General features: G+C 45.1%; 13 protein-coding genes, 1 pseudogene and 1 riboswitch. Of the genes and pseudogenes, 11 read left to right on the plus strand and 3 right to left on the minus strand.

Features of this window, described 5'->3' with window-relative positions:
• The 3 genes and pseudogenes from ACED45_RS07400 to ACED45_RS07410 all read right to left on the minus strand — a co-directional run.
• A partial coding sequence (locus tag ACED45_RS07400) for a hypothetical protein (protein WP_371713648.1) occupies positions 1-777 on the minus strand: 777 nt, incomplete at its 3' end.
• A pseudogene (locus tag ACED45_RS07405) lies at positions 777-986 on the minus strand (transcriptional regulator); the annotation flags it as partial. The pseudogene ACED45_RS07405 and the gene ACED45_RS07400, both read right to left, overlap by 1 nt.
• Before the next feature lie 307 nt (positions 987-1,293).
• Positions 1,294-1,968 (minus strand): glutathione S-transferase family protein, encoded by a 675-nt coding sequence (locus ACED45_RS07410; RefSeq protein WP_102257583.1) that lies wholly within the window; start codon positions 1,966-1,968, stop codon positions 1,294-1,296.
• Positions 1,969-2,450: 482 nt separating this feature from the next.
• Between ACED45_RS07410 and ACED45_RS07415 the strand changes: the two genes are divergently transcribed.
• The 11 genes from ACED45_RS07415 (at position 2,451) to thiM (ending at position 12,631) form a co-directional block, all read left to right on the plus strand.
• On the plus strand, positions 2,451-3,548 hold the full coding sequence (locus tag ACED45_RS07415; RefSeq protein ID WP_371713649.1) for an ElyC/SanA/YdcF family protein: 1,098 nt from the start codon (positions 2,451-2,453) through the stop codon (positions 3,546-3,548).
• Positions 3,549-3,678: 130 nt separating this feature from the next.
• Complete coding sequence (locus ACED45_RS07420; RefSeq protein ID WP_009844829.1) at positions 3,679-3,930, plus strand: DUF2999 family protein; 252 nt, start codon at positions 3,679-3,681, stop codon at positions 3,928-3,930.
• A 423-nt stretch (positions 3,931-4,353) separates the two neighbouring features.
• Entirely contained in the window at positions 4,354-5,382 is a 1,029-nt protein-coding gene (locus tag ACED45_RS07425) for a DUF4382 domain-containing protein (RefSeq protein ID WP_371713650.1), read from the plus strand.
• A gap of 174 nt (positions 5,383-5,556) precedes the next feature.
• Complete coding sequence (locus tag ACED45_RS07430) at positions 5,557-6,285, plus strand: helix-turn-helix domain-containing protein (protein WP_371713651.1); 729 nt, start codon at positions 5,557-5,559, stop codon at positions 6,283-6,285.
• An 85-nt stretch (positions 6,286-6,370) separates the two neighbouring features.
• Positions 6,371-7,288, plus strand: a complete 918-nt coding sequence (locus tag ACED45_RS07435; protein ID WP_102394458.1) for a DMT family transporter — start codon at positions 6,371-6,373, stop codon at positions 7,286-7,288.
• A 98-nt stretch (positions 7,289-7,386) separates the two neighbouring features.
• Positions 7,387-7,498, plus strand: a riboswitch (TPP riboswitch).
• Between the two features lie 96 nt (positions 7,499-7,594).
• Positions 7,595-8,488, plus strand: coding sequence for a bifunctional hydroxymethylpyrimidine kinase/phosphomethylpyrimidine kinase (thiD, locus tag ACED45_RS07440; protein WP_170964257.1), 894 nt, complete (start codon positions 7,595-7,597; stop codon positions 8,486-8,488).
• Positions 8,478-9,242 carry an ABC transporter ATP-binding protein gene (locus ACED45_RS07445; protein WP_104216410.1) on the plus strand — a complete coding sequence of 255 codons (765 nt, stop codon included), beginning with the start codon at positions 8,478-8,480 and terminating at the stop codon, positions 9,240-9,242. The genes thiD and ACED45_RS07445 overlap by 11 nt, the downstream gene beginning before the upstream one ends.
• Positions 9,235-10,050, plus strand: coding sequence for an ABC transporter permease (locus ACED45_RS07450; protein WP_371713652.1), 816 nt, complete (start codon positions 9,235-9,237; stop codon positions 10,048-10,050). Before ACED45_RS07445 ends, ACED45_RS07450 begins: the two co-directional genes overlap by 8 nt.
• A 120-nt stretch (positions 10,051-10,170) precedes the next feature.
• Positions 10,171-11,127: an ABC transporter substrate-binding protein gene (locus ACED45_RS07455; RefSeq protein WP_136978323.1), complete on the plus strand. Its 957-nt coding sequence runs from the start codon at positions 10,171-10,173 to the stop codon at positions 11,125-11,127.
• A gap of 8 nt (positions 11,128-11,135) precedes the next feature.
• Entirely contained in the window at positions 11,136-11,816 is a 681-nt protein-coding gene (gene tenA, locus ACED45_RS07460; protein WP_371713653.1) for a thiaminase II, read from the plus strand.
• Between the two features lie 29 nt (positions 11,817-11,845).
• Complete coding sequence (gene thiM, locus ACED45_RS07465) at positions 11,846-12,631, plus strand: hydroxyethylthiazole kinase (RefSeq protein ID WP_371713654.1); 786 nt, start codon at positions 11,846-11,848, stop codon at positions 12,629-12,631.
• Positions 12,632-12,667: the final 36 nt, after the last annotated feature.

Below are 12,667 nucleotides of genomic sequence, written 5' to 3' on the forward strand. Positions count from 1 at the left end.
ATAATCACCCATACTGGCCGTTTCTATCTGAGATCCAATTAGGAAACAAAGCCTCTCTAAAGTGCTTAACTTTCCCGAAAAATTCACAAGATTTGGCGTTCCAGTGAGTTTGTTTAGGTTAACTTCTTGCTGAGTATGCAGGTAAGTTAACTTAGGTAAATTAAGTTTTTCTATTATGTTGAGTGTTGTATCTGGGAGCATTAACCCTGTCAGGTTTTTGAATTGGTTTATCTGTTCTGGTGCTAAGTCATCAGAAGTATGTTCAAAGGTTAACTCTTGAACATTATTGACTGAACCATTTAACCATTCAAATGTATCGTAAGTTAGATGATCTAAGCGTAACTCTTTTAACCAAGGAAAAGGATTTTCTTCCTTGTTTTTTAAATTGGTTCTTCTAAGAGAAAGATCAAGACTTACTAGTCGGCTAAAGCCTTCGATTAAGTCCCAATCAGAAAATTGGGAAGATATATATATGCAATGTTGAGATAAGTTTTGCTTTCTGATTAATGCAATTAGTTCATCTATGTTATCTTCATCGCCAGGCCTGATCCCTTCAATGGCTAGTAATGTGTGATTTATGACTTTTAATGCTGGTTCACTTATGTATCTGCTAGCTATATATTTTTCTATGTGTGCTTTATCAATGTCAGTATCGAGACTTAAATGTTGTATTAGAAAATCTCTATGCCAAATAGGATCTATGGAATCTTTAAGACTTTGAATCTGTTCATCGGTTAATTTTGGAAGACCATCGAATATCGTTTTTACATGTTCCATCACTTCTTCTCCATAACCAACGCAACTCTACCCACAACTCTCACTTCATCTTCTTCGATTGTTAGAGTCGAGCCGTTAAAGCTGATCGCTAGTTTCTTACCTGGTAGACGCTGAATGTCGTTTAGAGACAGTAGGCCATCCATATCCACTAGGTAAGTGCCGCTTACTGCTTGGTGAACTTTTTTATCGGCAATGAATGTAGTCCCATCGTGCTCGATGCTCATCATATACAAACCACGCTTAGATTGACTTAAAGGCTCGCTTCAAAGCCTATGAAATATTTAATGATATACAGAATATCATTATGATCTCATATCAAGTAGCTCTAAATCTGTATTTTATGACTTGCAACAGTTACTTACGACTTTGAGGTTACTTATTCAATACGCAGGTTAGGGTGATGGAATCAGGAGGGAGATTTTTGAACTAGGAGGGATCGGCGGTTATTTTGGAGTAATCAAGGTGAAGTAAACGGCCCAGCAGATTACTACTGAGCCTCTTTGTTAAACTTTACTTCTACTTCGCATAATTCGAAGGAAACAGTGCTCGTTTCGCTTCTTCATCACGTTCGGTTTTAAATTCAACGTCTTTGCCGATTTCGCGAGCACGCAGTGCAGCAGGGCGAGTGTTGATGGCGTTAAACCAACGCTTTAAGTTCGGGTAAGGTTCTAGGCCTTCTTCACCAAGCACGAAAGGTGCTTTATCAATCCAACCCCATGCAGCGACATCGACAATGGTGTACTCATTTCCGACGATAAATTCACGACCTTCCATATGCTTCTCTAACACTTCGTAATGACGTTGTGCTTCACGTAGATAACGGTTCACAGCGTAGTCTAGGCCTGCTGGAGCAGCATGACGGAAGTGTACCGATTGGCCAGAGTATGGACCAAGGCCGCTCGCAATAAACATCATCCAAGATAGCAGTTCGGCTCTATCTTCTGGCTGACCAGCTAGCTTGCCTGTTTTCTCGGATAGGTACAGCAGGATAGCGTTAGAGTCGAATACACGTTGTCCTTCGTCTTCAATCGCGGGCGTTTTGCCGTTTGGATTGATCAAACGATATTCCGGTGTGTGTTGCTCGCCTTTTAAGGTATCGACAGGAACAAGTTCAAAATCTAGGCCTGTCTCTTCTAGAAACAGAGCGATCTTCATTGGGTTGGGTGTTTGGTGAAAATAGAACTTAAGCATGGGGTAACTCCTTGTATTGGTCATTCATTAAAGCATTACTTGAACGATCGTTCAATGTCTGATTTTTGAATTTTCTGTGAATTGATCGGTTTGATATCACACTCTGTGCCTTTTGAACTGGTCATGTGAGCGTGAATGAGCGTGGACTGGTAGGGGGATCGCGTTTTAAGTTACTGAAATAATGAACATAAAACGCACGTTTAGATTCGAGGCTGAGCTTCGAAGCTTACGGATTTAGATGGAATAGGCGTGTGGGGGCGAAGTTAAATATTCCAAAGTAATCAAGGGAGTTCCTCATAACTAGAAGCTATCTGGATATTTGAGCTTACTCTGGCGCATAAAATCGTGATCTGCAGCCACACCTTATGCAACAAATGAATATTAACCTCGGAGATTCTGGTGTGGTTCACGGTTTTTTAATCTTAGGGACTTACATTGGTGAACAAATCTGATGTGAACACTTAACGACACAGGATCTTTCCATGAAAAAGAACATTATCGCCCTCGCTCTTGGTGGCATGCTAGCCTTTGGCGCAACACCTTATTCTTTTGCTGCTAACGATGGTGCTGTACAGGCTTCTGCGGACTACGCGCAGCTGGTGACTAAGCGACAAGTTGTCGACCAACTACTTCTTGATGCGTTGCAGGCGTTTAAGTCTCCGGCAAGAATTTCTCACGCGGGCTTCACGGCTAAAATGCCAAGCAACATGGAAATTGTGACCAACCGATTGTTAGAAGCTTACCAGTTAGAACCTTACCGTACTGATTTGTTGATCTCGGCAGCGAACGCTCAGATCTACAACAAGAATGCAGAGCGCGCTATTGAGCTGTTTGAGCAAGCATTGACGGTTGCGCCAGATGATGTCGACTTACATGCGTATCTTGCGGTTTGGCAGAGATTCGAAGGCAATGACAGTGAATCCAACAAGCACATGGAGAAACTGGAAAGCCTGAACAAGGGTAAAGCAGAAGACATCAAACGCATCTTTGCTACGGTTGACCGCGTGTTAGAAACACCTCTTAAAGAGTCTGCGGATAAGGGACTGTTGAGCGACCACGGAGCCATCGTCACTTTGGGCTACGCGCTTAACCCTGATGGCTCTATGCATAAAATCTTGATTGAACGTCTTGAAACGACATTAGCAATGTCGAAAGCGAACCCAGACGCGATGATCGTGTTAACCGGCGGCGTGCCTAAGAACCATAAGACAGAAGGCAAGTTAATGGCGGATTGGCTTATCTCAAAAGGGGTAAGTAAAGATCGCATCATTGAAGAGAACTACGCGACCAGCACGGTAGGGAATGCCTTATTCAGTAGCTATGCGCTTGCTCGTCATGATATTAAGCACGCGACCATTATCAGCTCGGCAAGCCATGTTCGTCGTGGTCAAACTCTGTTTGAAATCGCTAGCTGGCAAACGGGCCCTCAGGGCATTACCTTCGATACGGTTTCTTACCCAGACAAGCCGCTCGAAGATCTTAAGAAAGCGAGCAGTGGTGAGCTTCTAGGCATCTACCGTGACGCACTGAGAACGTATGGTATGTGGAGCTACCGCTCTTACCCATTAGAGTCTCGCTAAGCCCAAGCATTATTTGCGTTTGGGAAAAGTACCGTTCGCGTTAAACCAAAGCTTCACTTGCTAGTACAATCGAGCACAGCTAGATGGTATGCTGTGCTCCTACTTAATTTAGTGTTTCAAAGGCAAAAAAATGAACCCGATTTTAGCAATGTTGAAAGAGAACAATATTAGCGACGAGCAGATCAGCGAGATATTCAAGACGTTGACCGAGAACCCTCTTGCAGCAATGGCGACAATCAGCCAACTTGGTTTACCACAAGATAAACTTCAAATGCTGATGGGTCAGGTAATGCAAAACCCTGCGCTAATCAAAGAAGCAGTTGAAGAGCTTGGCCTAGATTTTTCTAAGGTTGAAGCGGCTAAAGAGCAACTTCAAAAATAAGTGAATTTGAATGAGCTAATATCGAATTAGCTTAATCCACATTCAATAAAAAGGTCGTTTAAGTTCAGCAATAGGCTGTCTTAACGGCCTTTTTTGATCTTGGTGGCGATTTTTGACTTTGATTTGAGTGCTTTCAATCATCCTCTCTGACCCTATACATACCGACCATTCCAACACAATTTGACAGCAACCTTGCCAAATATGCACGACTATTGACAATTTACTTACTAGACTTAACTAACCTATGTGCGACCTGATATGTGCACCTTGATGAACAGAGTTTTTGGATGAAGACAGCCCTAAATAATAGGGCTAGCCGATTTGGGCCATAAGCGCGGTTTATCTATGAGTCACATTAAGGAAAAGAATAAGAGGGCAACAAACTAAGCCCTCTATTAAGCAGTGATTTATAGGAAATGAGTTATGAAGTATTTAAAGGAAACCGCTTTATCGAGCCTTGTGCTGGCTGGGCTTGTTGGTTGTGGCGGTGATTCAGGTTCATCAAGCAGCACAACACCCATTACCTTGAGCGTGAGTGATGCGCCCATTGATGAGGTTAAAGACGTCACCGTGACATTCAGTAAGGTCGCTTTACTTCCTCAAGAGGGAGGTTCGCCACTGATTTATGATGTGTATAAAACGGACGAAAACGGCGACTACGTTGATGAAAATGGCGATCCATTGCCAGATGGTGAGGACCCGATTCCATTAAGTGTGAATTTGCTAGATTACCAAGGCAGCGAGGCGCTTCCTTTGATTGAAAATGAGGTCATTCCGGTAGGCAGTTATAAGTTGTGTGTGTTCGCAAATGACGGCGATCATCCAACAGATCCATCTTACGTGATAGAAAACGATGATATGACTCGTGAGCTAACGGTGAAAGGTGAAGGCGCGTGCCCGCAAGGCGTGGGTAAAGAAGATAACGCTGGCGTACTTTACTTTAATGATTCATTTAACGTGAACCAACAAAGTAACGACTTTGTTGTCGAGTTCGATCTTCGACGTGGGCTAAAGAACAGTTCAAGTCTCCCTGATTACACCATTCAAAGAACGTCTGTGAGCCTTATCAATACGGTTGAGACAGGAAACATTGAAGGGACTGTTGCGAGTACAACTTTTGAAGCTTGTAACCCTACAAATGACAATACTTACGTTCAATCGGTTTATTTGTATGAAGGAAACGTCGACAAAGATGACATGACACCGATTGGTGGTAGTGAGGAAGTAAAACCCGTCACTTCAGCATCAGTGGCAATGAATGAAGCACAGTCTAACTATGAGTTCTCTCTGGGCTTCATTGATCCAGGTACTTACTCATTGGGTTATACCTGTACTGCGCAGTACGACAGTGATGAAGACAATGCCGATCCGGTTGCTGATGGTTTTGAAATCTATGATGTTCAAAACAGTGTTCAGGTAGTGGTTGGTCAGGATAACCAAGTATCGTTTTAAATCTTTGACGTGATTTAGCATTCGAATAAAAACGGCCTCTTATTTGGAGGCCGTTTTTGATCATGTCACTTAGCTAGCATGAATTTGATGTGCATTGAGTGTGACTCTAGGGAAGTGATAATGTAACGTTGTATCTCTTACTTGAACCTAGCGAAATGTACTCCGGCGTTGCTCATGAAATCTAGCTTAAGCATTCGATCTTACACCAAGCAATTTAATACCCATGCTCATGATGACCATCATCAACTGGTATTGCCGATCCAAGGCAGTATTAATATCGAAATGGTGGGGTATGTCGGTAAAGTGGCGGTGGGCGAATGTGTGGTGATTCCGGTAACCACAGCACATGCGTTTAAAGCGGACGAAGCAGCGCGGTTTATTGTCGCGGATATGGCTGTGTTGCCTCAGCATTTGTTAGAGCACGAGCTCTCGGTTTTCACGATAACGCCACCTTTGACGAGCTTCTTGTTGTTTGTTGAGAAGCAGCTGGAATATCAGGTCGATAGCGGTATTGAGTCATCCATCTTGGATGTGTTTTCACTGCTGTTAGAGCAACAACAAGTGAGCAAGAGCATCGACCCAAGAATCCGCGCTGTACAAAGGCTGATAGCGGATAATTACACACAACCATTATCCATTTCGCAACTTGCAGAAACGGCTTGTTTGAGCCCCACTCAATTCAAAAAACGCTTCAAAGAATGTCTGGGTATCAGTGCGCTTAAATACATCACTCGCTATCGTATGGAGAAAGCCCAAGCCTTGTTAACTCATACCGATTTACCGGTTCAATTGATTGCTGAAAATGTGGGCTATAGTGATGTGTCTGCTTTCAGTCGTCGCTTCTCTCAGCACTTTGGCATGTCTCCAAGGGCGTTTCTAGGCTCAATGAAAGACAGTCTTTAGAAACAACAATAGCGTCCTTTCGGCAAACTAACTTTTATCAATCTTCACTATTATCTATTTCAGAACTGAAAATTGGGTAATAGAAATGAATCTTGCCATCAATCGCGTTAACGAATTCCAAACGGGCACTTTAGCCATCTTGTTTGCTTCTATTTTATGGGGCACGACAGGCACCGCCGCAAGTTTTGCGCCTGATCTAAGCCCATTAGCGATTGGTGCTTTCTCTATGGGCGTCGGTGGCCTAATGCAAGCGGGATTGGCGTATCGAAAAATCCTATTCGCTTTCGACAAGCTTTTGCAGAACAAGAAGCTGTTGACGGTGAGCGCTTTGGCTTTAGCGATCTATCCTTTAGCTTTCTATTCTTCAATGAAATTATCTGGCGTGGCGATTGGTACAGTGGTTTCGATTGCTACCGCACCTTTCTTTTCTGCTCTGTTAGAGTGTCTTATTAGCAAAAAGAATAATATCAACAAACGTTGGCTCACTAGCTTTGCGATTGGTGTGGTGGGTATTGGGTTGTTGGTGTTTTCAGAATCTTCATCGACGAATGAATCCGGTGATGATCTCAAGCTGTTCGGTATTGCTTTAGGTTTGCTCGCTGGGTTGTGTTACGCCATTTATTCTTGGGCGACCAAAGCACTGATCGACAAAGGGATTAAGTCACAAGCGGCGATGGGCAGTATTTTTGGCCTGGGTGCGATGCTGTTGCTGCCAACGCTCTGGTTTACGGGGGAGAACCTGTTTTCCTCGCAGATTAACGTATTAGTCATCAGTTATCTGACGTTAATCCCACAATGCTTGGGCTATATCGCGTTCAGTTTTGGTTTACGCCACGTGACCGCGAGTAGCGCCAATCTGCTGACTCTGTTTGAACCAGTAGTTGCAGCGGTGCTTGCCGTCTGTGTTGTCGGTGAGCTGATTCCTTTTACAGGTTGGCTAGGTATGTCTCTGATTGTGTTGTGCTTGTTTATACAGTCGAAGCCATCTAAAGGAACGTTATAAGTATTTGTTTTGTTTTGCCTAATTGAAATTTTTTCATGTGTAATTCTTATAATTGAATAAAATCAGTATCTCAGTTGTGAGAGTGCTGTTACTATCGCTATCAATAGTCGGGGGGCATATACCTTATTTGGTGTTTGCTGAGATCGTTAATCGAGACCCGTTGAACCTGATTCAGTTAACACTGGCGTAGGGAACTATAAGCACTCGATCTGCGTCTGCACCCATGAAAACTTTCATGTGTTTATTGCGACTTCTCCTTCGATCGGTGTTCGTTCTCCTACGTCTTGTAAGATAGTAGGAGCGACAATGACACACAGTTCTAATTCAAAAGATTTAACGCTAAAAGCCTCAGTTTCGCAGCACTCTGCTGATGGTTCGATTCGAACAAACACTCCGATTGTATTGACGATCGCTGGTTCTGACAGTGGCGGCGGCGCAGGTATTCAAGCGGATATTAAAGCCATGTCTGCAACGGGTAGCTTCGCTTGTTCGGTGATTACTGCGATTACCTCTCAGAATACCCAAGGCGTATCAGCCATTTTTCCAATCCCACTTGAGCATGTTGCTAGCCAGTTAGATGCGGTGTTCACCGATCTGAATATCGTGGCGGTAAAAGTTGGTATGTTGGCGGATTCGCAAATCATCAAAGTCGTTGCAGACAAAATCAAACAATACCAACCAAAACACTTGGTAATTGACCCTGTAATGGTCGCGACAAGCGGCGACCTTCTTCTAGAAAACTCTGCTATCACTACGCTAAAACAAGAGCTGATTCCGCTCGCCGACATTATTACCCCTAACTTACCTGAAGGCGCGGCGTTAACAGGCAAGCCGGTACCTGAAAGCGAAGCCGAAATGCAGGACATGATTGAAGATCTGCGCGCTTTAGGTGCTAAAGCCGTTCTGCTAAAAGGTGGTCATCTAGAGAAAGATGAAAACAGCAATGACTTACTGATTCTACCAACTGCATCTGCTGTGATTAGCGCGAAGCGTTTTCCTACCAAAAACACTCATGGCACGGGCTGCACGCTCTCTTCTGCTATTGCTTCTTTCTTGGCTCAAGGCAACACGCTCCCAGAGGCTGTAGACCTGGGTAAACAATACATTTCACGCGCGATTGCCCATGCTGACGAGTTGAAAGTCGGTCAAGGTCATGGCCCAGTAAATCACTTTTTCGCTGGGCACGGTAATGTCCGTTAATACGGTTGGCGTTCAACTTAGCAATGCGACGTTGCGTTACCGAGATAGCGAGCACGCGACCCTGTCGGGGCTGTCACTTAACTTAAGCGCAGGTAAGTGGACAGTGCTACTTGGACGCAGTGGTTGTGGGAAAACGACGGTATTGTGTTATTTGGCAGGTTTGTTGGAAGACAAGGTGGAGTGGCAGGGTACATTGGCAACGTCTGATGAACTGCCTCTAACTGATCGTATCGCATACATGGCACAGCAAGATTTGTTACTGCCATGGCTATCGGTTATCGACAATGTATGCCTGAGCCATCGCTTCCAGAACACCACGAACAAGCATCAAAACGCAGAGCAAAGGAACCGAGCGTTCGAGTTACTCGCTTCAGTTGGTTTGGCCGATTACGCGGATACTACGCCGGATCAGTTGTCTGGTGGTATGCGCCAGCGTGTTGCTCTGGCTCGCACCTTAATGCAAGACAAACCTGTCGTGTTGATGGATGAGCCTTTCTCAGCACTGGATGCAGTAACAAGACACAAATTACAGACCTTAGCGTGTGAACTGTTGAGAGATAAAACCGTTGTGTTGATCACCCATGATCCGCAAGAAGCGGTGCGTCTGGCGGATAACTTGTATGTGTTGCAAGGCATGCCTGCGAGTGCTCACTCTTTACCTGTGCCTCACACCTCAACGCCACGAGTGCTCGATGGTGAGTGTGCCGAGTTGCAACAGGCGATCTTAGATCAGTTGGAGCGTGATTATGAATGATCTAATGCGAAGTGAAGCTGTGACTCAGTCAACGAACGTGCAGTCTAGCACTGAACGTTCAAGTCAGATGAATCCCGTTATGCGTTTGCTTATCAGCAGTGTTGTGATTCTTGGCTTATGGCAACTTGTGGTCGTTGTTTTCGAAATGCCGAGCTTCATTCTTCCGGCCCCCGCAGAAGTCTTTCTCAAGCTTATTGAACGCTACGATGTGTTACTCAAACACACTTGGGTGACCGCACAAGAGATCTTACTTGGGCTATTACTAGGTTTGTCTATGGGGCTGTTTTTCGCCTTGCAGATGTTGATGTTTGATCCGTTGAAACGTTGGCTGTTGCCTATCTTAATTGCGAGCCAAGCGATCCCCGTGTTTGCTATCGCTCCAGTATTGATGTTGTGGCTTGGTTACGGCATCGCGTCAAAAGTGGTGATGGCGGCGACCATTATCTTCTTCCCTGTGACCACATGTTGCTACGACGGCCTACGTAATACACCGACAGGCTATCTCGATCTTGCCAAGACGATGGGCGCATCGAAATGGCAACTGCTTCGTCACATCCAACTGCCTGCTGCACTGCCAACATTGGCGTCAGGTATTCGTGTCGCTGTGGTTATTGCTCCAATTGGCGCGGTTGTCGGCGAGTGGGTGGGTTCGAGTGAAGGGTTAGGCTATCTAATGCTGCAAGCCAATGCGCGCATGATCATTGATGAGATGTTCGCGGCCTTGTTTATCTTGGCGGTGCTCTCTATCTCGCTCTACTTCATCACAGACAAATTACTCAAAAAAGCTATCCCTTGGGAGAACCAGTGATGGCTAGCTCAATAACTCTTTGTTTAATAAAGCTTCGCTCAAGGCTATTTATCTAAACAACACCTCGTTAAAAATTAGATCGACAAACACAATAATAATATTCAAAAGGAAAGGTTAACTATGAAAAACACCAAATTGGTAGGTGCAGTAGCACTGCTTGCTTCGCTAGTTTCAGGTCATGCATTGGCGGGTTCTGAACAAAAGAAACTGACATTGATGTTGGATTGGTTTGTGAACCCGAACCATGGCCCAATTGTGATTGCTCAAGAGCGTGGTTACTTTGCTGACCAAGGCCTAGAGGTTGAAATCCAAGAGCCAGCTGACCCAAGCACTCCAGCGAAACTTGTCGCAGCAGGTAAGGTCGATTTAGCCGTAACCTACCAACCAAGCCTAACTATGGATGTGGCAGCAGGCTTGCCTCTCGTTCGCGCATCAACTCTTATCGCAACGCCACTGAACACGCTCATGGTTTTAGATAACGGCAAGAACGATTCGTTAGCGGACCTGAAAGGCAAGAAGATCGGTATTGCGATTGCGGGCAACGAAGAAGCGACGATCGGCACCATGCTGGCTCAAGAAAACGTTGAGTTTACTGACGTGCAAACCATCAATGTCGGTTGGGCACTTTCATCTTCATTGGCATCGGGCAAGGTAGACGCAATTTGGGGTGGCTTACGTAACTTCGAAACTAACCAGCTAGCGCTTGAAGGCTTTAAAGCGAAAGCATTCTTCCCAGAAGAGCATGGTGTGCCAGCTTACGATGAGCTGATCTTTGTGGCGAACGCAAAGAAACACGACGACGAAGCAATCAAAGCATTCAACAAAGCACTTGAGCAAGCAACAACTTACATCGTGAACCACCCTCAAGATTCATGGAGTGAGTTTGTGGCGTATTCACCAGATACGTTGAACAACGAACTTAACCAACGCGCGTGGAACGACACACTGACTCGTTTTGCACTTCGCCCTTCAGCTGTAGATATGAAGCGTTACGATGATTACGCGCAGTTCATGTTCGACAAAGGTATTATCAAATCACTACCAAAAGCCGCAGATTACGTACCGACTTTTGACTAAGGAATCTCATGAAATACCAAGACTTAATCCAAGCCTGTCAGCAAGATTGGCAAGACTACACCGAGCATGATTTTGTTAAAACGCTGGCGAACGGCACTCTTGCTCAGCCGTGTTTTCTGCATTATTTGAAGCAAGATTTTCTGTTTTTGAAGCAGTATGCTCGCGCTTATGCATTGGCGATTTACAAAGCTAAAACTTTGGCAGATATGCGCCGTGCTCTGCCAAGTGTTCATGCTCTATTAGATTCTGAAATTTCACACCACGTGACTTACTGTGGTCAGTGGGGTTTAACGGAATCTGACTTGGAAAACGAACCTGAAGATTTTGGCACAGTCGCTTACACGCGCTACGTTCTAGATGCAGGTATGACGGGTGATCTTGTCGATCTTTATGCGGCACTGGCTCCGTGTTCAATTGGTTATGCCGTGATTGGTAAAGCGCTTCTAGAAAGCAGTGATACTGTTTTAGAAGGTAACCCATACGCGAGTTGGTTACAGCTATACTGCGGAGAAGAGTTCCAATCGGGCGTGGCAACGGGCGCAGAGTATTTCAATCAGCTACTGGCTGAAATTGATATTAACAGCGAGCGCGGTCAGAACATCGTTCATATCTTCAAAACGGCAACACGTATGGAAGTGGCTTTCTGGCAGCAAGGTCTGAATGCACTTGATGACTCAACAGCGGATTAAAAGCGACTTTCACGAATAAGGATTAACCCATGCTAACTGAACAAATCATCCAATCGCTGCGTGCAGTACGAGAGCAAAAGCCGTTGGTTGTGAACATCACCAACTACGTGGTGATGAATAACACGGCCAATGCTCTGCTGGCGATTGGTGCTTCGCCTATCATGGCGCACTCGCAACAAGAACTGGCTGAGATGATGTCATTCTCTGGCGCGCTTGTGATTAACATCGGTACGTTAGACAGTGTTTGGACGCCAAGAATGCGCTTCGCGGTTGAACAAGCGAATGCGAACAATAAGGTTGTGGTTCTTGACCCTGTGGGTTGTGGCGCAAGTACGCTGCGTACCGAGACTTCTCGTGAAATTGCACGTTTAGCGGATAAGCTAATCATTCGTGGTAATGCGTCTGAGATTATCGCGCTAGCGGGTGAGCAAGCACAGAGCAAAGGCGTTGATGCGTTGGATAGCAGTGATGCTGCAATAGGCGCTGCGCAATGCTTAGTGGCTGAATACGGTGCGAATGTGGTTATTTCTGGTGAGACGGATTACGTTGTCACGAAAGACAGTGTTGTGACGTTAAACAATGGTCATCCAATGATGCCGTATGTGACAGGCATGGGCTGTACTTTAACAGCATTGACGGGCGCATTTGCTGCTGTCGGTGATGACAGTGGTTTGGCTGCTGCGGCGGTATTGGGTGTGGTTGGTGAAATTGCGGCTGAGAACTCACGTGGCCCAGGTAGCTTGCAGATGAACTTACTCGATGAGCTGTATCAACTAGATGAAGAGACACTGATTCAACGCTTGAAGATTCAATAGGTTTAATCTAGTTCTAAGCTCAAAACTGATAGTTCT

Source organism: Vibrio crassostreae (assembly GCF_041439375.1).
Taxonomy (GTDB): Bacteria; Pseudomonadota; Gammaproteobacteria; order Enterobacterales; family Vibrionaceae; genus Vibrio; species Vibrio crassostreae_D.

Bases quoted from the DNA above. Each gene is read 5' to 3' on its own strand.
- ACED45_RS07450 (WP_371713652.1), top strand. From the start codon at position 9,235: ATGAATGATCTAATGCGAAGTGAAGCTGTGACTCAGTCAACGAACGTG.
- ACED45_RS07410 (WP_102257583.1), bottom strand. From the start codon at position 1,968: ATGCTTAAGTTCTATTTTCACCAAACACCCAACCCAATGAAGATCGCT.
- ACED45_RS07430 (WP_371713651.1), top strand. From the start codon at position 5,557: ATGAAATCTAGCTTAAGCATTCGATCTTACACCAAGCAATTTAATACC.
- ACED45_RS07415 (WP_371713649.1), top strand. From the start codon at position 2,451: ATGAAAAAGAACATTATCGCCCTCGCTCTTGGTGGCATGCTAGCCTTT.
- tenA (WP_371713653.1), top strand. From the start codon at position 11,136: ATGAAATACCAAGACTTAATCCAAGCCTGTCAGCAAGATTGGCAAGAC.
- thiD (WP_170964257.1), top strand. From the start codon at position 7,595: ATGACACACAGTTCTAATTCAAAAGATTTAACGCTAAAAGCCTCAGTT.
- thiM (WP_371713654.1), top strand. From the start codon at position 11,846: ATGCTAACTGAACAAATCATCCAATCGCTGCGTGCAGTACGAGAGCAA.
- ACED45_RS07425 (WP_371713650.1), top strand. From the start codon at position 4,354: ATGAAGTATTTAAAGGAAACCGCTTTATCGAGCCTTGTGCTGGCTGGG.
- ACED45_RS07420 (WP_009844829.1), top strand. From the start codon at position 3,679: ATGAACCCGATTTTAGCAATGTTGAAAGAGAACAATATTAGCGACGAG.
- ACED45_RS07455 (WP_136978323.1), top strand. From the start codon at position 10,171: ATGAAAAACACCAAATTGGTAGGTGCAGTAGCACTGCTTGCTTCGCTA.
- ACED45_RS07445 (WP_104216410.1), top strand. From the start codon at position 8,478: ATGTCCGTTAATACGGTTGGCGTTCAACTTAGCAATGCGACGTTGCGT.
- ACED45_RS07435 (WP_102394458.1), top strand. From the start codon at position 6,371: ATGAATCTTGCCATCAATCGCGTTAACGAATTCCAAACGGGCACTTTA.